Origin of the sequence: Polaribacter marinaquae (genome assembly GCF_038019025.1) — a bacterium.
In the GTDB taxonomy this organism is placed as follows: Bacteria; Bacteroidota; Bacteroidia; order Flavobacteriales; family Flavobacteriaceae; genus Polaribacter; species Polaribacter marinaquae.
In genome coordinates this window covers 380,566-406,721 of the sequence record NZ_CP150496.1, presented here as the reverse complement: position 1 = coordinate 406,721, position 26,156 = coordinate 380,566, and the positions used below count along the sequence as shown (strand labels likewise).

At 27.6% G+C, this 26,156-nt stretch carries 23 protein-coding genes; 10 read left to right on the top strand and 13 right to left on the bottom strand.

Annotation, left to right across the window (positions count from 1 at the left end):
• Positions 1 to 208 precede the first annotated feature (208 nt).
• Genes WG950_RS01900 through WG950_RS01890 form a run of 3 tightly spaced genes read right to left on the bottom strand, consistent with a single transcriptional unit; the run spans position 209 to position 2,712 of the window.
• Positions 209 to 1,330, bottom strand: a complete 1,122-nt coding sequence (locus tag WG950_RS01900) for a hypothetical protein (protein WP_340933820.1) — start codon at positions 1,328 to 1,330, stop codon at positions 209 to 211.
• 34 nt (positions 1,331 to 1,364) lie between these two features.
• Positions 1,365 to 2,165, bottom strand: a complete 801-nt coding sequence (locus WG950_RS01895; RefSeq protein WP_340933816.1) for a hypothetical protein — start codon at positions 2,163 to 2,165, stop codon at positions 1,365 to 1,367.
• Entirely contained in the window at positions 2,152 to 2,712 is a 561-nt protein-coding gene (locus WG950_RS01890; RefSeq protein ID WP_079738887.1) for an RNA polymerase sigma factor, read from the bottom strand. Before WG950_RS01890 ends, WG950_RS01895 begins: the two co-directional genes overlap by 14 nt.
• A 123-nt stretch (positions 2,713 to 2,835) precedes the next feature.
• Here WG950_RS01890 and WG950_RS01885 point away from each other — a divergent pair, with 123 nt between their 5' ends.
• Positions 2,836 to 3,981 carry an NAD-dependent epimerase/dehydratase family protein gene (locus tag WG950_RS01885; protein WP_340933811.1) on the top strand — a complete coding sequence of 382 codons (1,146 nt, stop codon included), beginning with the start codon at positions 2,836 to 2,838 and terminating at the stop codon, positions 3,979 to 3,981.
• Here the strand turns inward: WG950_RS01885 and mqo are convergent.
• The 3 genes from mqo to WG950_RS01870 form a co-directional block, all read right to left on the bottom strand.
• Complete coding sequence (mqo, locus tag WG950_RS01880; protein ID WP_340933808.1) at positions 3,976 to 5,451, bottom strand: malate dehydrogenase (quinone); 1,476 nt, start codon at positions 5,449 to 5,451, stop codon at positions 3,976 to 3,978. The two genes, WG950_RS01885 and mqo, sit on opposite strands and share 6 nt — an antisense overlap.
• Positions 5,452 to 5,486: 35 nt before the next feature.
• Positions 5,487 to 7,928: a replication restart helicase PriA gene (priA, locus tag WG950_RS01875; protein WP_340933805.1), complete on the bottom strand. Its 2,442-nt coding sequence runs from the start codon at positions 7,926 to 7,928 to the stop codon at positions 5,487 to 5,489.
• A 206-nt stretch (positions 7,929 to 8,134) separates the two neighbouring features.
• Positions 8,135 to 9,316 (bottom strand): THUMP domain-containing class I SAM-dependent RNA methyltransferase, encoded by a 1,182-nt coding sequence (locus tag WG950_RS01870; RefSeq protein ID WP_079738891.1) that lies wholly within the window; start codon positions 9,314 to 9,316, stop codon positions 8,135 to 8,137.
• A gap of 187 nt (positions 9,317 to 9,503) precedes the next feature.
• Here WG950_RS01870 and WG950_RS01865 point away from each other — a divergent pair, with 187 nt between their 5' ends.
• Positions 9,504 to 10,229 (top strand): class I SAM-dependent methyltransferase, encoded by a 726-nt coding sequence (locus tag WG950_RS01865; protein ID WP_340933801.1) that lies wholly within the window; start codon positions 9,504 to 9,506, stop codon positions 10,227 to 10,229.
• A complete protein-coding gene (locus tag WG950_RS01860) occupies positions 10,226 to 10,903 on the top strand; it encodes a ZIP family metal transporter (RefSeq protein ID WP_340933798.1) in 678 nt (225 codons plus the stop codon). The genes WG950_RS01865 and WG950_RS01860 overlap by 4 nt, the downstream gene beginning before the upstream one ends.
• Before the next feature lie 64 nt (positions 10,904 to 10,967).
• On the opposite strand, the gene WG950_RS01855 is transcribed toward WG950_RS01860, so the two are convergent.
• The gene (locus tag WG950_RS01855) at positions 10,968 to 13,151 is read right to left on the bottom strand and encodes a RecQ family ATP-dependent DNA helicase (RefSeq protein ID WP_340933796.1); all 2,184 of its coding nucleotides are present in this window, start codon (positions 13,149 to 13,151) and stop codon (positions 10,968 to 10,970) included.
• Between the two features lie 138 nt (positions 13,152 to 13,289).
• Here WG950_RS01855 and WG950_RS01850 point away from each other — a divergent pair, with 138 nt between their 5' ends.
• The 4 genes from WG950_RS01850 (at position 13,290) to lptB (ending at position 16,222) form a co-directional block, all read left to right on the top strand.
• Positions 13,290 to 14,258 carry a KpsF/GutQ family sugar-phosphate isomerase gene (locus tag WG950_RS01850; RefSeq protein WP_340933794.1) on the top strand — a complete coding sequence of 323 codons (969 nt, stop codon included), beginning with the start codon at positions 13,290 to 13,292 and terminating at the stop codon, positions 14,256 to 14,258.
• Positions 14,258 to 15,085 (top strand): twin-arginine translocase subunit TatC, encoded by an 828-nt coding sequence (gene tatC / locus WG950_RS01845; protein ID WP_077809357.1) that lies wholly within the window; start codon positions 14,258 to 14,260, stop codon positions 15,083 to 15,085. Before WG950_RS01850 ends, tatC begins: the two co-directional genes overlap by 1 nt.
• Positions 15,060 to 15,407, top strand: coding sequence for a carboxymuconolactone decarboxylase family protein (locus WG950_RS01840; protein ID WP_340933791.1), 348 nt, complete (start codon positions 15,060 to 15,062; stop codon positions 15,405 to 15,407). The genes tatC and WG950_RS01840 overlap by 26 nt, the downstream gene beginning before the upstream one ends.
• Positions 15,408 to 15,484: 77 nt before the next feature.
• Complete coding sequence (lptB, locus tag WG950_RS01835; protein WP_077809359.1) at positions 15,485 to 16,222, top strand: LPS export ABC transporter ATP-binding protein; 738 nt, start codon at positions 15,485 to 15,487, stop codon at positions 16,220 to 16,222.
• Positions 16,223 to 16,277: 55 nt separating this feature from the next.
• On the opposite strand, the gene WG950_RS01830 is transcribed toward lptB, so the two are convergent.
• Positions 16,278 to 17,000, bottom strand: a complete 723-nt coding sequence (locus tag WG950_RS01830; protein ID WP_340933787.1) for a CDP-alcohol phosphatidyltransferase family protein — start codon at positions 16,998 to 17,000, stop codon at positions 16,278 to 16,280.
• 106 nt (positions 17,001 to 17,106) lie between these two features.
• Between WG950_RS01830 and WG950_RS01825 the strand changes: the two genes are divergently transcribed.
• From WG950_RS01825 to WG950_RS01815, 3 genes are all read left to right on the top strand, one after another.
• The gene (locus WG950_RS01825) at positions 17,107 to 18,081 is read left to right on the top strand and encodes a YheT family hydrolase (RefSeq protein ID WP_340933786.1); all 975 of its coding nucleotides are present in this window, start codon (positions 17,107 to 17,109) and stop codon (positions 18,079 to 18,081) included.
• Between the two features lie 79 nt (positions 18,082 to 18,160).
• Positions 18,161 to 19,231 (top strand): PorV/PorQ family protein, encoded by a 1,071-nt coding sequence (locus WG950_RS01820; protein ID WP_340935221.1) that lies wholly within the window; start codon positions 18,161 to 18,163, stop codon positions 19,229 to 19,231.
• 6 nt (positions 19,232 to 19,237) lie between these two features.
• Complete coding sequence (locus tag WG950_RS01815; protein WP_340933784.1) at positions 19,238 to 20,419, top strand: DUF4105 domain-containing protein; 1,182 nt, start codon at positions 19,238 to 19,240, stop codon at positions 20,417 to 20,419.
• Here WG950_RS01815 and WG950_RS01810 read toward each other — a convergent pair.
• Genes WG950_RS01810 through WG950_RS01790 form a run of 5 tightly spaced genes read right to left on the bottom strand, consistent with a single transcriptional unit; the run spans position 20,399 to position 26,156 of the window.
• A complete protein-coding gene (locus WG950_RS01810; protein WP_340933782.1) occupies positions 20,399 to 21,778 on the bottom strand; it encodes an exopolysaccharide biosynthesis polyprenyl glycosylphosphotransferase in 1,380 nt (459 codons plus the stop codon). The two genes, WG950_RS01815 and WG950_RS01810, sit on opposite strands and share 21 nt — an antisense overlap.
• Complete coding sequence (locus WG950_RS01805; RefSeq protein ID WP_340933779.1) at positions 21,778 to 22,518, bottom strand: glycosyltransferase family 2 protein; 741 nt, start codon at positions 22,516 to 22,518, stop codon at positions 21,778 to 21,780. The genes WG950_RS01810 and WG950_RS01805 overlap by 1 nt, the downstream gene beginning before the upstream one ends.
• Positions 22,511 to 23,794, bottom strand: coding sequence for a phenylacetate--CoA ligase family protein (locus WG950_RS01800; protein WP_340933778.1), 1,284 nt, complete (start codon positions 23,792 to 23,794; stop codon positions 22,511 to 22,513). The genes WG950_RS01805 and WG950_RS01800 overlap by 8 nt, the downstream gene beginning before the upstream one ends.
• A complete protein-coding gene (locus tag WG950_RS01795) occupies positions 23,795 to 24,796 on the bottom strand; it encodes a glycosyltransferase family 4 protein (RefSeq protein WP_340933777.1) in 1,002 nt (333 codons plus the stop codon). It abuts the gene before it with no gap.
• A complete protein-coding gene (locus WG950_RS01790) occupies positions 24,786 to 26,156 on the bottom strand; it encodes an O-antigen ligase family protein (RefSeq protein ID WP_340933776.1) in 1,371 nt (456 codons plus the stop codon). The genes WG950_RS01795 and WG950_RS01790 overlap by 11 nt, the downstream gene beginning before the upstream one ends.

Sequence of the window (26,156 nt, the reverse complement as noted above, 5' to 3'; positions counted from 1 at the left end):
ATTTAGATATTTTAAGCGAGTAAATTTAGTTTGATTTTTTTTGATATTTGAAACAAAATTTGATATTGTATAATTTTTATGAGATTACTAATTAAGATTCTTAATAATTAAATTTTAATAATTAATCTTTAATAATTCCCTAAATCAATAAAAAAGTCAGCTCAAATGAGCTGACTTTTTTATTATCAATTATAATTTTTATGATTTCTTAGTTTAAATCTAAACGAAGTCCCATAGAAATATTTCTTGTTTCGGTATCTTTAAATAAAGGATTTAAATCGTATTTTAAATACAAACTTGTAGATTTATAACCAACATAAGCACTTAATCCGTAGTTTACTGTATTCATGTTATAATTGTTAAACTGAATTTCTTGCACTTTAACATTTCTATCATCTTCATATTCTAAGTATTGTCTTGTACCCAGTTTAACACCAACAAAACCACCTAAACCTACTCTTAAACCTCTGTTTGTTCTATCATAAACAAAACCATCTTTATATTTTTTGTTTTTAGAAAAATCCCATTCGAAATGCATAGGAATATTCATTTGAACATGTCTTAGCCTACTTTCGATTAAATTATTGGGAAATACTACAATATCTGTTCTATCTCCGTTTTTAATATGAGATTGATTGTTATCTAACCTTAAGTTATTCCAAAGAAAAGAAAGACCATATTTAAAGTATACTTGCGAAGCTTCTTTTGTTAATCTTGTTTTCCATGTAAAACCAATTTCATAAAAATGAGATTGCCAAAATTTATATTCAGAATCGCTTAAAGAACTAAATTTATGATCTTCTAAAACATTGTTTACACCTAAAGCAAATACAAATTGGCTTGTTGTTCTTCTATTATTTTTTCCGTCTCTTCGCCATCTTCTCTCTTTTCTTTCTCTATCTAAATCATTCTCGTCATTAATATCTTTGGTGTTTATTGAAAAACGAAAAGTTTTGTTACCTACTTTAAAAGTATTTACATCTTCTTCATTTAAATCGCTATCGTCTGCACTAATAATTTTTCCATTTGTTTTTTCTTGAACAAGTACCTGTAATAATTGTTCTTGTTTACTAACTTGTTCTTCTATTTGTTTAGCATGATACTTAGCAACGTCTTTCTTTAAATTATCTGCTGTTTCTTTTGTAATTTCTCCTTTTTCTAATCTTTTATCAATTGCAATAACTTTTGATTTTAAAGAATCTTTCTGATTTTTTGTAATTTCTTCTATCTTTTTTGATATTTTTCTTACTTCTTTTTCAAAAGTTCTTTTTTCTTGACCAAATGTTGTTATCGACAACATTAAGAGGAATATGATTGTAATTTTTTTCATTATAAATTGTTTTATCAGGTTTGTTTTTTTTTATTTAATTGTTTCGACTAGCAATTGCAGTAGCAATGTTAGATATTTTTTTCTTTAAAGATTTTAAAAAATTATTTTCAAAAACATCATCATTAATACTTCGTTCTACTTCTGCCAATATAGTTTCTGGGTTCACTTTTAAATCAGATTTTATGAGCTCAGATTTAATCGCTTTTAAAAGTTCTTCTTCACTAATATTATTATTTGCGTAATACGCTTCTACTTTTTTACTTTTTGTAGATATAGATTTTAACAAGTCATCTGCATTTACGGTAATACTAAATTTTTCTTTGTTCAAATCAGAACTAGGGTTTACTTCATTTTTTGCAACTACATTAGTTGTTGTTCTTGTTGTTTTATCTACTAATGATTTCTCTATTTTCTTGTTTTTATTATTAAATTGAGCAACTTTAGTGCTTTTACTTGTAATATCACGTTTGATATTATCAATTTTTTTGGTTTTTTCTTCTATTGACTGTTCGTTTTTTACAATTGCTTTTTCTACTGAAACTTCATTAAAATGTTCTTCTATATTTTTAATAATATTTACAGTATCTATAACTTCTTCTACTATAATTGTATCGTTTTTAATGATGATGTCTTCATCAGAAAAAATAAAAAATCCTATCGAAATTATTACGATAATACTTGCAGCATAACCTATATAAAAAAACCAACCTTTCTTTTTTTGCTTTGGTTCTTCATCTAATTTTGTAGATAAACGTTCCCAAGCCGAAACCGATGGTTCTAAAGTTCTATTTGCAAACTTTTCTTTTACGCTATTGTCTAACTTATTTGTTTTCATGAATTACTTTATTCATTTTTTTATAATTTTCTTGCAATAATTTACGTGCTTTAAATAATTGCGATTTTGATGTGTTTTCTGAAATATCTAATTTTTTTGCAATTTCAGAGTGTTTATATCCTTCGATAGCAAATAAATTAAATACCATTTTATAACCTTCTGGTAATTTGTCAATTAATTTCTGAATATCTTCTACCGAAGTATTTTCTAAACTTTCTGTTGCCGCATCGTTAAACACAAAATCTTCATCAGATACATCTACAAGGTTCTTTTTTCTGAGATAAGAAATGCACGTATTCACCATTATTCTTCGAATCCAACCTTCAAAACTACCTTCGTGTTTAAATTTATATAAGTTGGTAAAAACTTTTAAAAAACCTTGCAACATTAAGTCTTCTGCATGATGCATATCTTTTACGTATTGCCTACAAACACCCAACATTTTAGGAGAATGTTGCTCGAACAATTGTTTTTGCGCTTCTCTGTTGTTATCAATCGCTTTTTTAATTAACGATTTTTGTTTGTTATGCAATGTTATAATTTTCAAGCCTCTTTTTTCTGTTTTAACTGCCTTACAAATATATAGACTACAAATGTTTTAAAATGGTTGCCTAAAAAAATATAATTATTTAATTATATTAGCTAAAGTTATCAAAATCAGTAGTAAAATATGAGTAATTCTAGAAGAAAATTTATTAAAAATAGTGTTTTATTAAGTGCAAGTATTCCTTTGTTAAGTAGTAGTTTGCTCTCTTGTAGTTCTATTGATAAAAATAAATTATCAATATTAATTCTAGGCGGAACAAGTTTTTTAGGTCCACATCAAATTAAATATGCTTTAGAAAGAGGTCACAAAGTTTCTATCTTTACAAGAGGAAAAACAAAACCAAACGTAAATAAAGAAGTTTTTGATAAAGTTGAACATTTAATTGGTGATAGAGAGAATAATTTATCTGCTTTAGAAAACAAAAAATGGGATATTGTTATTGATAATTCTGGTAAAAAAGCTAAATGGACTCAAAAAACAGCTCAATTATTAAAAGATAATTGTGGTGTTTATGTGTATACATCATCTACAGGAGTTTATTTCCCTTATAAAACTGCAGATATTAAAGAAGACCAAAAAGTTCTTTTAAAAGAACCCGAAGTTATTGAAGACGAAATGCTAAAAATGGAATATTGGTATGGAGTTATGAAAGCTAATTCTGAACAAGAAACCATAAAAGCTTTTGGTAAAGAGCGTTCTATAATTGTAAGACCAACTTACATGTTTGGTCCTGGTGATAAAACAGATAGATTTATGCATTGGCCTGTTCGATTGGCAAAAGGTGGCGAAATTTTAGTTCCTGGTAAAACAGATGACCCTGTACAATATATTGATGTGAGAGATGTTGCAGAATTTACAATTCGTTTAGCCGAACAAAAATCTGCAGGAACTTACAATGTTGTTGGTCCTTCTGATAAAGAAACCATGCTAGATTTTGTTACCAAAACTCAGCATACTTTTAATGCGGAATCTACTATAGTACAAATTGATGATTATGATTTTCTTAAAAAACATAACGTATTATCTTTAGTACCATGGATTCCTGTTGATGAATACAATTATGGTTCTGCAAGAGTTAGTAATACTTTAGCTATAAAAAATGGTTTGACATTTAGAGACACAAAAACATCTATAAAAGAAACGCACAATTGGTGGTATTCTGATAATTTAACGGATGAAAGACGTGCAAAATTTGAGCAAAAAGAAGATTCTGTTTTAGTTAAAGAAAAAGAGATTATTGCTGATTGGAAAAATATATCAAAATTATAATTTCAAAGAAATCTTACTCTTTTCTAATTCTTTATCAAACAATTCTTTGGTGATTTCTGTTTTATAAAAAGGCACCATTTGTTTTAATTTTTCTTTTACTTCTGATGAATTTATCAATTCTGGAAATGCTTTTTCAATAACTTCTAACATGATAGAAGTTGCTGTTGATGCTCCTGGTGAAGCACCTAACAAACACGTAATACTTCCATCTTTACTAGAAATTACTTCTGTGCCAAATTGTAATTTTCCGCCTTCAAATTCATCCTTTTTGATAATTTGAACTCTTTGTCCTGCTTTTACAACTTCCCAATCTTCATCTTTAGCATCTTTTACAAACTTTCGTAAAGAATCCATTCTGTCTTCTTTACTCATTAAAACTTGCTCTATTAAATATTGAGTTAATGGTAAATTGTGCCAAAAAGCACCAAATATAGAAGGAATATTATCAAACTGAATAGAGTTAAACAAATCTAAATGAGAACCTTCTTTTAAAAACTTCGGACTAAAACCAGCAAAAGGACCAAACATTAATTGACGTTTTCCATCAATAAAACGTGTATCTAAATGTGGTGTAGACATTGGTGGATCTCCAATTCCTGCTTTAGAATATACTTTAGCATTGTGTTGCTTAATAATTTCTTCGTTTTTACAAACCAACCATTCTCCACTTACAGGAAAACCTCCATAACCTTCTTTCTCGTCAATTTCTACTTTTTGTAGTAATAATAAACTGCCGCCTCCTGCTCCAATAAAAACATGTTCTGCTTCTAATTGATGTGTTTTTTTTGTTTTTAAATTCTTTATTTCTACAGTCCAATCTAAATCTGTGTCAGGATCAATATCTAATACTTCCATACTACAATGCACTGGTGTATCAAAATCTTTTTCTAAAATTGAAAATAGTTTCTCCGTTAAAACTCCGTAATTCATTTCTGTTCCTCTATCAATTCTAGAGGCTGCCATTACTTCACTTTCATCTCTATTTTCTGTAATTAAAGGAAACCATTCCTTCATCTTTTCTTTTTCTCTTGTAAATTCAATAGAATCGAACATAAAATGTTCTTTAAAAGCTTTGAATCTTTTTTCTAAATAATCTGCATTATCATTACCTAAAACCCAACTATGATGTTTTACGGAAGCAATAAATTCTTCTGGATTTTCTAAGAAACCTTCTTTAGTTAAAAAAGACCAAAATTGTTTTGAAGTTTCGTATTGCGAACAAATATCGATGGCCTTTTTTATAGAGATTGATCCGTCTTTATTTTCTGGACAATAATTTAATTCACACAAAGCAGAATGACCAGTACCTGCATTATTCCATGCAGCAGAACTTTCTTGAGCAACTTTGTCTAACCTTTCTAAAATTAAAATTTCTTTCTTTGGATCTAAAAGTTTAGTAATTAATGCCAAAGTAGCACTCATAATTCCGCCACCAATACATATTAAATCGTATTCTTTTTTTAATATCATAAAGTTTTTTTTTAGAATTTACATATTTTAAATTACTAATAAGCATCAACATCTATAATAAACCGAATAGGTCTAAAATCTTTTACTGCTTCAAAGGTATTTCTAATTTTTGTAATCTGATTTTTAGTATTTACCAAACTTTGTTTCGGCGGAATCTTTATTACAATATTTTTAATGTATTGATTTCTTATTCTTGAAACTGCGGGCGCCGTTGGACCTAAAACATTTTCGCCAAATGAAGTGTACAATGCTTTAAAAAGCCAGTTAACACCAGAATCTACTTTATTATAATCTTTATGTTTTAGCGTAATTTTTATAAGTCTGTAATACGGCGGATATTTATATTGCCAACGTTCTTGCAATTGTTCTTTATACATTTCTGTATAACTTGTAGTAGAAACTTGTTGTAATATTTGGTGATAAGGATTGTAAGTTTGAATAGCTACATTTCCTTGTTTTTTACTTCTACCTGCTCTACCAGAAACTTGTACCATCATATCGTAAGCGCGCTCATGTGCTCTAAAGTCTGGAAAATTTAACATGGTATCTGCATTTAAAATTCCTACTAAAGAAACGTTTTCAAAATCTAAACCTTTAGAAAGCATTTGTGTACCAACCAATATATCTATTTCTTTTGCTTCAAAAGCGCCTATTATTTTTTGATAACCGTATTTACCACGTGTTGTGTCTAAATCCATTCTACCAATTTTATAGTCTGGAAATAGTTCTTTCAATTCTATTTCAATTTGTTCTGTACCAAAACCTTTTGTGTCTAAAGTGTTACTACCGCAAGCACCACAACTATTTGGCATTGCTCTTTGGTAATTACAATAATGACATCTTAATTCGTGCTTGAATTTATGATATGTTAAAGTAACATCGCAATTTGGACATTCTGGTGAAACACCACAAGTTTTACATTCTACAACTGGCGAATAGCCTCTTCTATTTTGAAATAAAATAACTTGTTCTTTCTCTTCTAAAGCTTCTTTTATTAATAAAAGCATTCTATCAGAAAAATGCCCAGTCATTTCTTTTTTCTTATGCTTTGTCTTAACGTCTATAAGCTCTATTTTTGGCAATTGTACATTACCATGGCGTCTATTTAAAGAAACAAAACCATATTTATTTTGAGTAGCATTAAAATAAGATTCTAAAGATGGTGTTGCAGAACCTAAGAGTATTTTTGCCTTATGTATTTTAGCTAAAACAATAGCTGCATCTCTTGCATTGTATCTTGGTGAAGGCTCGAATTGTTTATAAGAAGTTTCGTGTTCTTCATCTACTACAATCAATCCTAAATTAGAAAAAGGTAAAAAAACAGATGATCTAGCACCTAAAACGATTCTTGCTTTAGGCTTGTTATTTAAAACATTATTCCATACTTCTACTCTTTCGTTTATAGAATATTTAGAATGAAATACAGAAATTTGTTCGCCAAAATAAAATTGCAAACGTGTTATAATTTGTGTTGTCAATGCAATTTCTGGTAATAAAAATAAAACCTGTTTGCCTTGATCTAAAACTTCTTGAATTAGCTTTGTATAAACTTCTGTTTTACCAGAACTTGTAACGCCGTGTAAAAGTGTAACATCTTTATCTTTAAAAGTTTCTTTTATTTCTAAAAGTGCTTTCGATTGGAACTCATTTAATACTTTTAAGTCGTTTGTAACTCCTTTAAACTGAACTCTATCAGTTTGAATGTGATAAAACTCAAAAATATTTTTATCTACTAAAGATTTTAATATTGATGAAGAAACATTTGCAGACGTTTCTAAATCTTTAGATTTTATAGGTTTTTTTGATGTCGCTAATTGAAAGAAGGTTAAAACGGCTTCTCGTTGTTTTTTTGCTCTAGATAAATCTTCTAATAATTTGTTTAGAGCAGTATCTGAATTATAAGTAGAATTTAATCGTACATATTTTACTAATTTGGGTTTGTATTGCTCGTAAATTTCTTCTTTAACATAAATTGCAGATTTCTTTATTAAAGAATTTACAATTGGCATTACCTTCTTTTTACCAAGAATAGCAACTACTTGATGTATTGTTAATTGAGATTGATGATGTAGCGCTTCGAAAATTAAAAACTCATCATCTGCTAAAATAGTATCGTCTATAAAAGCCTCGTTTTTAAAAAGTATTGTTTCACTTTCTAATAAAAAAGCCGATGGTAACGATGCTCTATACACATCGCCCAAAGAGCACATGTAATAATTAGCAATCCACTGCCAATGTTGCAATTGTAGCTCATTTACAATTGGTGTTTCATCTAATATTTGATGAATTTCTTTAGCCTCATATAATGTTGGTGCATTGTTATGAATATTAAATACCAAACCTGTATACATTTTGGTTTTACCAAAAGATACCGCTACTCGCATACCTTTTTGTAAGAAATTGGCTTCATCTTCTGTAACCAAATAAATAAATGTCTTCTGAATAGGAATTGGTAAAATAACGTCTATAAAATGCATAGAATCTAGAATTCGCTAATTATAATTTAATTATTACTATAGCATCAAAACTAATAAAAAATAGAACTAAAATAAGAAAGCAATTCCTTTTTTTAATTCTAAATTTTACTGTTTAATATGTTTAGCCCTGATTGTAGCGTTTGTTTGAGCTCTTTTTGAGTTTCGAAAAAAAGCGAGTGCGAAAAGCAGGAAATAGCTTCTAAAAATTAATCTTCAGAAGTGTCTTCTTGTTTACGTTCTTTAAATTTACGGGTTCCTTCGTACAATTCGTATTTTACAAATTTACAATCTAAATCTCCGTTTTTAAGAGCAATTCTCTTAGAGGTTCTTAAACCTACACATTTTAGAGCATCTGTATCTGATGTGATTAACCAAGCCGTAGAACCAGGATAATTGTGTTTTAAAGTGTCACCAATTTTTTTGTAAAACTCTTCTGTATCGATGTTTAATCTTTCGCCATATGGCGGATTGAATAGAATTGTTGTGTTACCAAAAACTTCTTTTGTTGAATTAAAAAAGTTCACATGATGTACACCTATAAACTCATCTAAATTTGCACTTTCTATATTTGCTTTTGCTTTTTGAACCGCAGATGGCGCTTTATCGAAGCCCATAATTTTAAAGTGAGAACTTCTTATTTTCTTTAACAATGCATCTTGAATGGTAAAGTACAAATCTTCATCATAATCTTTCCAATGCTCAAAAGCAAAGAGTTTTCTGTTAATATTTGCAGGAATATTATTGGCAATCATTGCTGCTTCTATTAAAATTGTACCAGAACCACACATTGGATCAATAAAGTTCTCATCACCAGTATAACCAGATAATAATACCATTCCGGCTGCTAAAACTTCATTAATTGGTGCAATGTTAGTAGCGGTTCTATAACCTCTTTTATGTAAAGAATCTCCGGATGAATCTAAAGAAACAGTTAACCAATCTTTCTGAATGTGAACGTGTACTTTAACATCTGGGTATTTTAAATCTACATTTGGTCTTTTATGATATTTATGACGAAAATAATCTGCAATTGCATCTTTAGATTTTAAAGAGATATAATGAGAGTTTGATGTAAAATTTTTAGAATTTACTACAGCACCAATTGCAAAAGTACCATCGGCATCTAAATAGTTTTCCCATTTTATTTTTTGAATAGCTTCATATAAATCTTCTTCATCATAAATTTTACAAGTTTTTATTGGCTTTAAAATTCTAACAGCCGTTCTTAGAGCGATATTAGCTTTGTACATAAAACCTGTATCTCCTCTAAAAGAAACACTTCTTACTGCTTCTTTAACATCTTGTGCTCCTAATTTTTTAAGTTCGTCTGCCAACACACCTTCTAAACCAAAAAGTGTTGTTGCTGTCATTTTAAAATCTCTATTCATACTTGTAAAATTGTATGCAAAAATACATTTAATTGTTAGAATGATGTTATTAGAATACGGAAGTTTTAAATTAATAATTAAATTATACAATAGACTATTAAGCTTTTAATATTAATTTAAAATACTTTGTTAAAATTTCATTTTACAGAATGTAAGTTTTAGTTACTTTTACAGACTCAAAGCACTTATGAAAACAAAAGATTGGTTTACAGATTGGTTTAATACAAAGTATTACCACATTCTTTACAAGGATAGAAATAACTCTGAAGCACAACTATTTATTAAAAATATTACTACTTATTTAAACATCGATAAGAAAAGTACTGTTTTAGATATGCCGTGTGGTAAAGGAAGGCATTCTGTATATTTAAATTCTCTAGGTTATAAAGTAACCGGAGCAGATTTATCTGAAAACAGTATTAAGTACGCAAAAAAGTTCGAAAATGATACGTTAAGTTTTAAAGTACACGATATGCGTGTTAATTTAGACGATACATATAACGCTATTTTTAATCTTTTTACAAGTTTTGGCTATTTTGATGATGATAAACAAGACATTTTAATTCTTAAAAACATTAAAAGTGCGTTAACTAAAAATGGCCTTTTTGTTTTTGATTTTTTAAATGCAAATAAAGTGAAAACCAATTTAGTTACACAAGAAACTAAAACAGTAGAAGGTATTACTTTTGATATTAAAAGAGAAATCGTTAACGGATTTATCTTAAAACATATTTCTTTTGTTGCTGATGGTAAAAATCACGCTTATACAGAAAGAGTGAAATTTTTAGATTTAGAAAAAATGACTTCTTATTTAGACGCTGTTGGTTTTACAATTATTGAAACTTTTGGTGATTATAGTTTAAATAATTTTGATGCTGATAATTCTAATAGATTAATTATTGTAGCTAAATGATAAACATCTTATTAATATCTTCTGTTTTAATTGGTTCTTTATTAGTTTTTGTAATAAAACCAAGTACCAAAATAGTTCGATTATTGTTAGCTTTTAGTGGTTCTTACTTGCTCTCTGTAACTATATTACATTTGTTGCCAGAAGTTTACGAAACGACTACAGATCCTAAAAAAATAGGAATTATTATTCTTTTTGGAATAATTTTACAATCGATTTTAGAATCTTTTTCTAAAGGAGCAGAACATGGTCATATTCACATTCATACAGACGGCAAAAAGTTTCCCACCTTATTATTTTTAAGTTTATGTTTACATGCATTTTCCGAAGGTTTGCCTATAAATCATTCTGATGATAATTTGTTATGGGCAATTGTAGTGCATAAAATACCAATTGCCATTGTACTTACCACCTTTTTAGTAAATACAAAGTACAGTAAAAAAACAATTTTTGGATTTCTTTTTTTCTTCGGATTAATGAGTCCGTTGGGAGTTTTAATAGGAAATAAAATTGGTTTTTTCACAGATTATTATGCTGAAATTATTGCTTTAATAATCGGAATTTTCTTACACATTTCAACTATTATTCTATTTGAAAGTTCAGAAAATCATAAATTTAATATACAAAAGTTTACAGCAATTCTTTTAGGAATCTTACTTACTATTTTTACGCTATAAAAAAAGCCTATTTTAAAGAAATTAATTCTTAAAAATAGACTTTAAAATATTGCAATAAAGTTGGTTAATTACCTACTTCATTTATAAATTTAATACGCATTAAACGTAATTCATCCTCATCATAGTCACCATCAAATTCATCTAAAGCTTCTTGTATTTTATCGGTTTCTGCTTCCATGAAATAATCATAGATTTCTTCTTGTTGGTCTTCATCTAAAACATCATCCAAAGCATAATTAATATCTAGTTTTGTACCTGAAAAAATAATTGCTTCCATTTCTTTAATTAGTTCAGTCATTTCTAAACCTTTCGATTTCGAAATGTCTTCTAAAGGAAGTTTTCTATCTGTATTCTGAATGATATATAACTTTATTCCAGAATTTGTACCAGTACTTTTTACAATTAAATCGTCTGGTCTTAAAATTTCATTTTCTGTAACATAATTAGAAATTAATGCTACAAAGTCTTTACCAAATTTTCTTGCTTTACCTTCTCCTACTCCATGAACTGTAGAAAGTTCTTCTAAATTAATAGGATATTTTAGAGCCATGTCATCTAATGACGGATCTTGAAAAACAGCAAACGGAGGAACACCTTGTTTATTAGCTACTTTTTTACGTAAATCTTTTAGGAGTTTAACCAATGTAGCATCTGTTGCTGCACCAGCAGACTTAGCATTTGTAATTATTGTATTGTCATTTTCTTCAGAATATGAATGATCTTCTGTCATCATAAAAGAAACTGGTTTTTCTAAAAAACTTTCTCCTTCTTTAGTTAATTTTACGACTCCGTATTGTTCTATTTCTTTTTTTATAAAGTTTACAACTAAAACTTGTCTAACCAAAGCCATCCAATAAGCTGCTTTTTTCTCTTTACCAATTCCAAAAAATGGTTGTAAATGTGTTTTATGAGAAGTTAATAATGCATTTTCTTTACCTATTAAAGTATTTACAACTTCTTTAGATTTATATTTTTGCATTGTATTTTTAACAACAGATAACAGTTTAATTACATCTTCTTTTGCTTCGTGTTTTTTCTTCTGATTTCTAGAATTATCATCCATATCGGCTCCTTCACCGTTTATTTCATCAAAATCTTCACCAAAATAATGCAATAAATATTTACGTCTATTCATAGAAGTTTCGGCATAACCTACAACTTCTTGTAACAAAGCATGACCAATTTCTTGTTCTGCTACTGGTTTACTAGACATAAATTTTTCTAACTTTTCTATGTCTTTATAAGAATAAAAGGCCAAACAATAACCTTCGCCATCATCTCTACCTGCTCTACCAGTTTCTTGGTAATAGCTTTCTAAACTTTTAGGAATATCGTGGTGTATAACAAATCGAACATCTGGCTTATCAATTCCCATTCCAAAAGCTATGGTAGCAACCACAATATCACAATCTTCCATCAAAAACATATCTTGATGTTTTGCTCTTGTTTTTGCATCTAAACCAGCATGATAAGGAACAGCATTTAAACCATTAACTTGCAATATTTGAGCTACTTCTTCTACCTTTTTTCTACTTAAACAATATATAATACCAGATTTACCAATTCTTTGTTTTACAAAACGAATGATATCTTTTTCTACTTCTTTGGTTTTTGGCCTAACCTCGTAAAACAAGTTTGGTCTATTAAAAGAAGCTTTAAATCTATTGGCATCTGTTATACCCAAAGTTTTTAAAATGTCTTCTTGTACTTTTTCTGTAGCTGTAGCAGTTAAACAAATAACAGGTACATTATCTATAGCTTTAATTATGTGTTTTAAATTTCTGTATTCAGGTCTAAAATCATGTCCCCATTCAGAAATACAATGCGCTTCGTCTATTGCTACAAAAGAAATTTTTTGAGTTCTTAAGAATAAAACATATTCTTCTTTAATTAAAGATTCTGGTGCTACGTATAAAAGTTTTGTAACTCCGTTAGAAATATCTTCTTTAACTTTTGCAATTTCTGTTTTGTTAAGAGAAGAATTTAATACATGGGCAACACCATTATTTTCTGAAATACCTCTAATGGCATCTACTTGATTTTTCATTAAAGCAATTAACGGAGAAACTACAATTGCTGTACCTTCTTGCATTAATGCAGGTAGCTGATAACATAGAGATTTACCACCTCCTGTTGGCATAATAACAAAAGTATTATTACCATTTACAATACTATTAACAACTTGCTCTTGTAAGCCTTTAAATTTATTGAATCCAAAGAACTTTTTTAGAGGGCTATGTAAATCCATTTATAAAATATTCGTTTAACGTTAAAAACAAAATACAAACCTTTATATAGTTTGATGAAACTATTTTTTGTAGTAAATTTGCCTGTTTCTTATATCTAAAGATATAACTTTTTTTTGTTTTAATAAAATACAAAACTATTGAAAAAAATTAATCCAATACTACAAACCGCAAAAGAAACTATCTTATTGGAAAGTAGTGCAATTGCGAATTTAGCAAATTTATTAGATGATAACTTCGAAAATGCCGTTAATTTTATATTAAATGCAAACGGAAGGGTCATAATTACAGGAATTGGCAAAAGCGCAAATATTGCAAACAAAATTGTAGCAACTTTTAACTCTACAGGTACACCTGCAATATTTATGCATGCAGCAGATGCAATTCATGGAGATTTAGGAAACGTACAAGAAAATGATGTAGTTATTTGTTTGTCTAAAAGTGGTAATACTCCAGAAATTAAAGTATTGGTTCCGTTAATTAAAAATTATGGTAATAAAATTATTGCTATAACAGGTAACGTTGATTCCTTTTTAGGTAAAAATGCCGATTTCCCTTTAAATACTTTTGTAGAAAAAGAAGCTTGTACAAATAATTTGGCGCCAACAACTAGCACAACAGCACAATTAGTTATGGGAGATGCATTAGCTATGTGCTTGCAAGATTTAAGAGGTTTTTCTAGCAAAGATTTTGCTAAATATCATCCAGGAGGTGCTTTGGGTAAACGTTTATACCTAAGAGTTTCTGACTTAATTGCAAATAATCAGGTTCCTAAAGTGAATAGCACAGATTCTATTGCAAAAGTTATTGTAGAAATATCAGAAAAAAGATTAGGTGTTACAGCTGTTTTAGAAAACGAAACGTTGGTAGGTATTATTACTGATGGCGATATTAGAAGAATGCTTAGCAAAACAACAGACATAAACCATTTTACGGCAAAAGACATTATGGGTAAAAACCCAAAAACTGTCTTAGAAAACGCAATGGCTATCGAGGCTTTAGATAAGTTAGAAAACAATAGTATTACTCAAATTTTAGTAATAAACGATAAAAATGAATATGTTGGTGTTGTACATTTACATGATTTAATTAAAGAAGGAATTTTCTAATGGCAGAAGAACAAAAAGAAATGTCTTTTCTAGGACATTTAGAAGAATTAAGGTGGCATTTGGTAAGAAGTGCATCAGCAATATTTATTATCGGAATTTTATTATTCATTTTTCAGAAAGAAGTCTACGAATACTTTTTACTAGCGCATAGAAAACCAGATTTTATAACCTATCAGGTTTTTTGTGACTTTTTTAATTTCTTAGGATTAGATAGCACTTTTTGTAACGTAAAATTTAATGATAATTTAATCAGTTTAAAACCAACACAACAATTAATGAATGCTATTTGGTCTTCATTAATTTTAGGAATAATACTTGCATTTCCTTATTTATTATGGGAATTATGGCGTTTTATTGCACCAGGATTAACAGAAAGAGAAATTAAAAACTCGAGAGGTTTTATTTTTATAGCTTCTTTTTTATTTTTCTGCGGAATCGCATTTAGCTTTTATGTAATTGCGCCTATTTCAATTCATTTCTTGTACAATTATCAAATTACAGATTTAATTCAGAATAATTTTACAATGGATTCTCATATTGGTTTGGTAACTAATATGTTATTGGGAATTTCAATTTTATTCGAATTACCTGTTCTAATTTATTTTTTAACTAAAATAGGATTGGTAACTCCAGAATTTTTAAAAAAATACAGAAAACATGCGTTAGTAGTTGTACTAATATTAGCAGCTATTATTACGCCTCCAGATATTGCTAGTCAAGTTATTGTAGCAATTCCGATACTTATTTTATATGAAATAAGTATCAAAGTTTCAAAAATGGTGATCAAAAAACAATTAAAAGATGCACAAAAAAGTCCAAGAATTTAACGACTACCGTTCTAAAATGAACAAGAAAATTTTAGATTCTGATAATAAAGTAATTAAAAGAATTTTTAATTTAGATACAAATGCTTTTAAAGAAGGGCATTTACCAGTAAAAACAAAAGAACTATTAGGTTTAGTTGCTTCTGCAGTTTTAAGATGTGATGATTGTATTCAATATCATTTAGAATCGGCTAAAGAAAGCGGAGTAACAACAGAAGAAATGATGGAAACAATGTCTATTGCCAATTTAGTTGGTGGTACAATTGTTATACCTCACTTAAGAAAAGCAGTAGAATATTGGGAAATGTTAGATGAAAAAGAGTAACTGTTTAAGATACCTTTAAGAATAGCAAAGTAGTTTTTTACTACTTTTAACAAACCCAAAAACTACATATTTAAAATATGATTTTAAGAGCAGATAACATTCAGAAAATCTACGGAAGTAGAAAAGTTGTAAAAGGTATTTCTTTAGAAGTACAACAAGGAGAAATTATAGGTTTATTAGGACCAAACGGTGCTGGTAAAACTACTTCTTTTTACATGATTGTTGGTATGATTAAACCAAATGCTGGTAAAATATTTTTAAATGATGAAGAAATAACCCAAGATGCCATGTACAAACGTGCGCAAAAAGGGATTGGATATTTAGCACAAGAAGCTTCTGTTTTTAGAAAACTTTCTGTAGAAGACAACATTATGTCTGTTTTACAATTTACAGGACGTTCTAAAAAAGAACAAAAGATAAAATTAGAATCTTTAATAGAAGAATTTAATATTGGTCATGTTCGTAAAAACAGAGGTGATTTATTATCTGGTGGAGAAAGAAGAAGAACAGAAATTGCTCGATGTTTAGCTTCAGACCCTAACTTTATTCTTTTAGATGAACCTTTTGCAGGTGTAGATCCTATTGCTGTAGAAGATATACAAAGTATTGTAGCGCATTTAAAAGACAGAAATATTGGTATTTTAATTACAGATCATGATGTACAAGCAACTTTAGCTATTACAGATAAAACGTATTTAATGTACAACGGAAGTATTCTTAAAGAAGGTACACCAGAAGAACTTGCTGCTGATGAAATGGTAAGAAAAGTATATTTAGGTAAAGATTTTGAGCTTAAAAAACGTAAAGTATTTTAAGACAAACCTTATTCTACAAAAAAAAGCATCAATTTAAAATTGATGCTTTTTTTATTTACGCTTTTTTAGAATTTGATATGAGCGATAATAATACATAAATTGTTATTATTAAAGGAATCGATAAATATTGTAAACTGATAATCATTATAATTGATATTAATAAAAATAAATATTTAACGATATTATTTTTGATTGCATAATTTTTAAATTTCAAAGAAAACAAAGGTAGTTCTGCATTCATTAAATAGGTTAATAAAAGTGTAATCGTTATTAAGAAATAATTATTTCTAATAAGATCATTTACAAATTCTAGATCTGAATATTCTAAAATTAATGGTAATGAAATTACAAATAAACTCATTGCAGGTGTTGGTAATCCTATAAAAGATTCAGATTGTCTTGTATCAATATTAAATTTTGCTAATCTGTAGCATGCGCCTAAAGTTAGTATCAATCCTACAAACGGAATTATAGTTGGTAAGTTAAATTCATCAGTAAATGTATCTGAACCAATTACCTTGTCTCCTATCAACTTAAACATTATAATTCCTGGCACAACACCACTAGTTACCATATCTGCTAAAGAATCTAATTGTTTTCCCAATTCTCCAGAAACGTTTAATAAACGAGCAGCAAAACCATCAAAAAAATCAAAAAAGATACCTAAAACCACGAATAAACCTGCAAATACAAAATTATTATTAACAGCTAAAATGGTTGCAATTGTTCCGCAAAATAAATTACCTAATGTTAGTAAGTTAGGAATGTGTTTTTTCATTATAAAATTTGATTAGAGGGCTAAAATAATAAATCCTAATTTGGTAATTTTCTAAAACTATTAATATTTTATGTATTTTTAAAAATTATCATACAAATCATTACGAATGCCAATATTAAAATCGGACTTCTCTCCTACTTTACCTTTTAAAAACGGACATTTTAATACAATTTATCGTCCTTTATTTTCTAAGGAAACTTGTACTTATTCTCGTAAAAGAATTTCTACCTGGGATAATGATTTTATCGATTTAGATTTTTCTAAAGTTGGTTCTAAAAATTTGGTATTGTTAATTCATGGTTTAGAAGGAAGTTCTCAATCAAAATATATTATTTCTTCTGTAAATCATTTAAATAGTAAAGGTTTAGATACTGTTTCGTTAAATTTAAGAAGTTGTAGTGGTGAAGACAATTTACTTTTAGACACTTATCATAGTGGTAAAACCGAAGATGTAGATTTTGTAATTAAACATATTAATACCAACTATAATTACGATTCAATAGTAATTATAGGTTTTAGTTTGGGCGGAAATTTAACTTTAAAGTATTTAGGAGAGTATCAGGATAAACTATCTAACATTGTTAAAGGAGGAATTGCTGTTTCTGTACCAATTGATATTACTTCTGCAGAAAAAGAATTAGACAAATTCAAAAATAGATTATATGTAGAAGTATTTTTTAAGACTTTAAAAAGTAAAATTTTAGATAAAGCGAATAAATTTCCAGAGTTTCAATTAGATAAAGAACGCTTAAAAAAAGCAACAAAGTTTAAACATTTAGAATATTTATATACGGTACCTGTTTTTGGCTTTAAAAATCCAGAAGATTATTGGGAAAAAGCGAGCTCTAAACCTTATTTATCTAAAATAGATAGACCAACTTTACTTGTAAATGCTAAAGATGATACTTTCTTATCTGCAGAATGTTACCCAAGAAAAGAAGCTATTAAATCGGATAAATTTTATTTAGAAATCCCAGAATTTGGTGGTCATTGTGGTTTTATGAGTTCCTTTAAAACAGAAGAAAATAATTGGCTTGAAACCAAAATAGCTTCTTTTATCGAAGAAAAAATTCAAATATAATTTTATGAAACAATATCTTACTAAAACTAATGTTATTTTAATAGGATTTAAGATATTTGTTACAGAAAAATCATGTCATTTGAAATATAGAATTTTACTTTTTTTCTTATTCTTAACTGTATTAATTAACGCGCAGGCATTTAGAAATTACTCTAATGAATTTTTAAATATTGGTGTAGATGCTGCTGCTTTAGGTAAAAGTAAAGCTGTTGTAGCTACTACAAATAACGTAAATGCAACTTATTGGAATCCTGCAGGTTTAGTTGGTATCGAAGATTATCAAGGTTCTTTAATGTATGCCTCTTATTTTGCAGGAATTGCAAATTACAACCATGCGGCTTTTGCAATGCCTATAGATAAAGAAAGTGCTTTAGGAGTTTCTGTTATTCGATTTGGTGTAGATGATATTTTAAATACGACACAGTTAATTGATAGCGACGGAAACATAGATTTTAATAGAATTAGTTTATTTTCTGCAGCAGATTATGCGTTTAATCTAGCTTATGCTAGAAACTTAATTTTTAAAGATGTTAAGTTAGGCGTTAATGCAAAAATTGTAAGAAGAACAATTGGCGATTTTGCTTCTTCTTGGGGATTTGGTTTTGATATTGGTCTTCAATTTGAAAGAAATAATTGGAAATTTGGTTTAATGGCTAGAGATATAACTACAACTTTTAATAGTTGGGCTATAAATGAAGAAGAATTTGAAAAAATTAGAGATGCAATTCCTGGTCAAAATCAAGAATTACCACAAAGTACAGAAATTACAAAACCAAAACTACAACTAGGTGTTGCCAGAGATTTTAAAATTGGCCGATTTTTTAATTTACAAACAGAAGTAGATTTAAATGTACGTTTTGCTAGAACAAATGATATCTTCTCTTCGGATGCAGGAAGTATAGATCCGGCAATTGGGTTGCAATTAGATTATGAAAATATTGTTTATTTAAGAGCTGGTGTTGGTAATTTTCAATATCAAACAGAATTTGATGGCTCTAAATCTTTAAACACACAACCAAATTTTGGTGTTGGATTTAATTATAAAGGAATTCAAGTTGATTATGCTTTAACTAATATTGGTAGTGTCGGAAACGCTTTGTATTCTAATATTTTTTCTATTACCATAGATTATAATTTACTTAGACCTTAATATATTATGATAAAAAAACTACGTATAGTTCTTCCTATCTTTTTATTATTATTTAAAATTAATCATGCTCAGAAATTATCTACTTTCTCAGAAATATCTATTGTTACTGCAGGTCCTGGTAAAGAGTTATATGAGAAATTTGGTCATTCTGCAATTAGAATTAAAGACCCTTCTTTAAATTTAGATGTTATTTATAACTATGGAATATTTGATTTTGATAAACCTAATTTTCTATTAAATTTTGCTCACGGTAAAATGTACTACCTATTGGCTAAATATGATTTTGTCTATTTTTTTAATAGTTACATGAGAGATAAACGTTGGTTAAAACAACAGGTTTTAAATTTAAATACATCAGAAAAACAGCAAGTCTTTTTATATTTAGAAAAAAATGCTCTAAAAGAAAATGCAACGTATTTATACGATCCTTTTTTTAATAATTGTGCATCTAAACTTAAAGATATTTCTCTTGAAGTTTTAAAAGAAAATTTAATTTTAGAAAGTAATGAGATAGAAAATAATAAAACATTAAGGCAATTAATGAACAACGAAATTACCTGGAATACTTGGGGTAACTTTGGAATTAATTTAATTGCTGGTACTATCTTAGATAAAGAAAGAAATCAAATTGCCTACACTTATTTACCTGATTATTTGTACAAAACATCTAAGAATGCTAAAATTAAAAGAAACGGAAGAATTGTAGACTTTGTTAAACGAGAAGATGTATTATTAAATTATAAAGAAGTTCAAAATAATAACTTTATTGTAAGTCCGATTTTTATTTTTTCTGCTCTTTTAATTATAGTTTTATTTATAACTGTTAAGAATATTAAAAATAATAAAAGATCTAAAGTTTTAGATTTTTTAATCTTCTTTATAACCGGTTTAATTGGTTTAATTTTAACTTATCTATGGTTATTTTCATCACATACAACTGCTCCAAATAATTTTAATGTATTATGGGCATTTATCCCTAATATTATTATTGCATTTTTATTATTAAAAAAATCGGTAAAACTTTGGATGAAAAGTTATTTAAAAGGGACTATAGTTTTATTGAATCTAGTTCCGTTATTATGGATATTAGGTTTACAGAGCTTTCCTGTAACTTTAATTCCGATTTTAATATTATTAAATATTAGATATTTCTATTTACTAAAAAACTTATTGCCCTCTATAAAATAAGATTGTTGTAATGGTTTTAATTAAGATTTTAAAATCAAGAAAAGCACTTCTTTCTTTTATATAATACAAATCGTATCTAAGTTTTATTTCTTGTTCTTTAATTGTATTTGCATACGGGTAATTTACCTGAGCCCAACCCGTTAATCCAGGTCTAACAATATTTCTTATAGAGTAAAACGGAATTTTGTTTTCTAAATCGTTTACAAATTCTGGTCTTTCTGGTCTAGGACCAATAATTCCCATATCCCCTTTTAAGATGTTGTAAAATTGAGGAACTTCATCTAACCTTGTATGTCTTAAAAATTTACCGAATGTTGTGATTCTTGTATCATTTTTTTGAGCCCAAACTGCACCATTGTTCTCTGCATTTGTAACCATAGACCTAAGTTTATAAATCTTAAAAATCTTACCATTTTGCCCTACTCTATCTTGAGAATAAAAAAGAGGACCACGATTAGCAAAAATATTTCCTATTAAAATTATAGGAAAAACAACTAAAAAAGCAATCAAACCAATTAAAGCAATAAAAACATCTGTTACTCTTAAACCAAATAAATAAAACCTGTTAGTATTGTTTTTACTAAAATTAATATGCTTATAAAAATTAAGTTCTAAATATTCTTTAGGAACTCTTAAGTTTATTTCTTCATAAAAAGACTCGTAACTTGCAATATTAAATCCTTTTTGAAAAAGAAAAATCAACTCTTTATTTAACGATTCTAAAACTTCATCAGATAAACCATCTTTAGAAACTATAATCTCATTTATACTATTATCAGTAAAAAATTCTGAAAGTTTTTCAGTTTCAACATTTCTAAAACCCTTAACATTATCTATTTCTTTATCAGAAAAATAAGCCCTAAGGTTATGAAAGTTATCTTTTTGAATTTTTTCTAACATCCCTTTTATCTTATCAGATTTCCCGATAAAAATTATAGTTTTAAAATACTTTGGAGAAAATATTAACTGAATGTATAAAAACCTCCAAACAACAATTGGTATTGCTAGAATTAAAAAAAGATAGACAATTTGAAGTCTATTATTAGGTAGAATAGGTGATAAAAATGGTGTGAAAACGTAAAATATTGTTGTTGCAAAAGCAGTAACAACGATACTTCTAAGTACTAGATACCTATTGTTAGAAATGTTCAAATTAAATAATTGAAAAATTTCTCCAAAAATTAAATAATATGAAATAAGTAAGAATGCCCAAACTAATAAACTATTACTATAAAAGTTAAAATAACTAAAATTTAATATTTCAAAAGAAAAATACAAGCTAGTAATAATAACTATTGTATCTATTACTCTAAGCAAAATTTTACGCTCAGATATATTAAAATATTTTTTTTGATTCATTAAAATAGTTTATTCAAAACATTGCACGAAAGATAAAAAAATGATTTAACATATGACATTTTTTCAATATTTTTAAATAGATGGAAGTTCCACTTAAGCATTTCAAACTTATTATTAGAAATAGACTGGTTTCTTAATCTATAATGTGCTAAAATTTCTGGAATACCAAAGGCGTGTTCTTCAATTTTTAAAATTTTTAACCACAGCGCATAATCTTGCCTTTTTCTAACATTTGGCATGTAAATTTTACCCAATTTATTAGCATTATAAATTACTGTTAAACATCCAATTCTATTAGAATAAAGCATGTTTTTATAATTTAGAGTTGATCTACAAATAAAGTTTTTAATTGGTTTTTCTGATGTTTCATTTATAGTGCTGTAAGAGGTGTGTGTGAAATTATAATTGTTTTGAATCATAAAATCTATTTGAAGCTCTAATTTGTTAGGCAACCAAATATCATCACTATCTAAAAAAGCTATAAATTCACCGTTTGCTATATCTATTGCAGTATTTCTTGCTATTGCTGTTCCAGAGTTTTTAGCTAATTTATGTAGCATAATCCTGCTGTCTTTCGCGATAAAACTTTCAATCAATTTATTGCTGCCATCCGTAGAACAATCATCAACAATAATCATTTCCCAATTTTTATAGGTTTGATTTAAAACACTATTTATGGTTTTTGATATAAAAGCTGATGAATTATAACTAGGTGTTATTATAGAAACCAAATTATTCATTTATGGTAGAAATAAAGTTTTTTAATTTACCGTTAGATTTTTTTAACTCTGTATCCGTATTAATTTCGAAATTGATATCATCTTTAAAATGTTGCTTTATTTCTTTACAAAGCTTTTGCTGAAGTTCTGCTTCGATTTGATTCTGAATTAAAAACACCAATTTACCTTTTTCTTCTTGTAAAACTTGATAGTTTAAATTTATATTTTCTTTTTTTGAAATATTTTTAAAAATGTAATACAAATATAAACTTGGATACATATTTTCTATCCCGTAAATATTTTCTCCTACTCTACCTGTTATTTCTTTAATAATTAGATGTTTCTTTCCGCAAGTACAATTCTCATTTCTTGGAGCCAAAGAAATATAATCGCCTAACTTATATCTAATAATAGGAAATGATTTTAATTGCAGATTCGTTATTAAAATCTCGTTGTTAACTTCTTCAACGTAAACACCTTCCATATTTATGTGAATACTTCCTCTATCGCATTCAAAACCTATAATTCCTGCTTCGGTAGCGCCATATTCACTAACCATTTTCAATCCGAAAGCTTTTTTTATTTCTTCTTGATATGAATCAAAGATTTTTTCTGATGTACCTTTAACTAATTTTAAGTTTTTAGGTTTTTCTAAATTGAGTTTATTGATTAATACAGCAGTTTGATAAATCATTGAAGAATAACCTTGAATATAAGTTGCATTTTTAGTTTTCTTGATGAAACTCTTTAGAGACTTGTCTTCAAAACTAAAGATTCTAAATCTATTTTGGAGTTTGTCTAAAAGCTTATTTTTTATTTTAGAAATAAAGGAGAAATTAAATCCCCAGAAATACCCATTTCTATCCCAAGGATTAACATTATGCCAAGAATAACCTCGTTGAATTGCTGCTCTATTAAACGAATCTGCTTCTTCATTTCTGTAAAATTTTAATGATTGACCAGAAGTACCTGATGTTGTTGCCAAAAATTGTTTACGAAACTTTAAATTGGTGTGAATTTCATTAACGTTTTCAATTAATTCCTCTTTAGTCAAAACAGGAATTAATTTCAAATCATCAAGCGATTTAATTTTTTGAGTATTGACTTTAGCAAATTTATCTCTATAAAAAGTAGAATTTTCTATTGCTAACTTTATTATTTCTCTAATTTTTTTAAACTGATATTCTTCTAACTGTTCTAAAGACCAATTCTCAGTAGTTTTTAAAAACTGATAGTTTTTTCTAAGAGATGGATTCCTAAAAGTTTGTCCTAAAAGGTAAATAAACTTGTGTATCATCTATTTTAGTATTTCTAACCACTTTTTTCTTACTGAATTCCAGCTAAAACTTTCTACTTTTTTTCTGGCATTTATTGCTAGATTCTGATGCTTTCCTTCAACTATTAAATTGATGGCATTCGCCATTGCTTTAACATCGTTTTTATCAACTAATAAACCACTAATATTTTCATCTATTAAATATGGAAGTCCACCAACGTTGGTAGAAACAATTGGCAAACCCAAAGCCATAGCTTCGATAACACTAACGGGCATATTATCAAAATTAGAAGTATTTATAAATATATCAAATTCTTTAGATTTTTTATGCCACTCTTCCTTAGATAAGAAACCTGTAATTTCAATTTTATCAATTAAATTATATTGACTCGCAAGATTTAAAAAATTTTGATGTGAATTATCTTTTATTGGACCAATCATGCACAAAGTTGCTTCTGGGAAAGATTTCAAAACTTCTTTTAATACATTTAAAGCCATTATTGGATTATAAATTTCATGAAAGGCTCTTACAAAGAGCAACTTAGGTTTTATATTATTTCTTTTTAAAAACGGATATTTATCAATTTGAATAATATTTGGTATTTCATCAACTACATAATTATAATTTTCAAATTCCTTTTTTAGATACATGGAAGGCGAAACATTCTTGTAAGCATTATTAAAAATTAAACTAGATAAGAATTTATTTTTTTTGAGTCTACTTGGTAAATTACCTCCATGTAAAACAGTAATGTATTTTAATTTAAAAATTCTACAAATTTGAGAACATATAAAAGCATAATAAAAGTTTGTTGTACTGTAAGTATCAATAATAACAAAATCTAATTTAAAACTTAGTTTTAGTATATGAACGCACATATCTAAAAGCCTAAAAAACTTATTTTGTTTGTTAGACGTAACAATTATATCATAATCCTCATTTAAAAGAGAATTACTTAATAGTTTTAAAGTAGTTTCATTTTTAGTATTGTTATTACCTATGTAGAGAATTTTAATACTCATTTTCGGCAATCATTAAATTCTCGTCTTCTGTGTTTTCTAATTCATCAATATTTGTGATATTTAACAAACTTAAAGCGTAAACGAATCCAGGAAGAGCAATTCTCATAGCAGAATGATTTATTGTTAAAAACCAAATCAAATAAAATGCAATTATAAATGCTTTTTGATAAGAATTCCCTTTTAGGAAGTTAAATAACGGAATTGTAATTAGTGTTATTAATAAAATAAAACCTATGTAACCGTGTTCTTCTAACAAACGACCGACTTCATTATGTGATGCTGCAGTAATTGCTTCTCCTTTTTTTAGCCTTTCATACTTACCATTACCAACACCGATACCTAAAGGATTCTCTAAAAAATTACCCATTTGAATTTTCAAAATATCTACTCTACCTGTCGTAATATCTTTCTGAACTCCAATTGCATTTTTTCCTGTATAACGATTATTTAACATTCCGTTTGTAATGTCTAATGTATATATCCAAATAGACAATATAAAAACCAATGCTAGCATTAGGTATCTAAAAAACTTTGTAAATGATATTTTTTTGTACATCAAGAAAAATACAACAAAAAAAGCAATAGAAATTATAGCTGTTAAAATTCCACCTCGTGAAAAAGTTAATAAACCACGATAAGAAAAATAAATTAAAAAAATAGCAGCGATATAAATTAAACCAGTTAGTTGTTTATTTGATAGTATATAAACTGTTAAAATAAACATACCTAGACCAATTGCAGTTGCAACTTGATTTGGCCCAAATCCTCCAGAGGTTTTAAAATTTGCTTCACCTCCAAATACTATTTCACTTAAATCTGGTGTCCTAAAATAAAGATAAATTATCATAGAAAATAATGGCAATAGCATAAAGTATAAAACATCCATTAATCTTTGAGCGGAAACCTTTCTCTGATAGCAGTATATTGCAGAAATACCTAATACAATTGGTCCACTTAAATTAAAAAGAATATTTTTTCTTAACGATTCTCCTTCAGGAACTTTAGTAAATATAATTCCTAATAATAAGAGTAAAAGGTAAAAGACATATTGGACAGAAAAAATTTGTTTAAATTTACCTACAAACATTCCTAATAGAAGGTATAATATAACAATATACTTTCCTGTTTCATAAAATATAAAACCACTAGTCATACGAATGTAAACCTCTGCACCAACAATATAAGCTGCAAAAAGTAACGCTTCTTCATTTTCATTTTTTGAATTAAAAATGAAATAAATAGGAATTAAAATAATACCAAAACCAAAAATTTTTGGAAAAAAACTAAATGTACCTAAGTAGCCAAAAGCTAGATGCACTAATATGAATACAAGTTTATTTTGAAGGATTAATTTTATCAA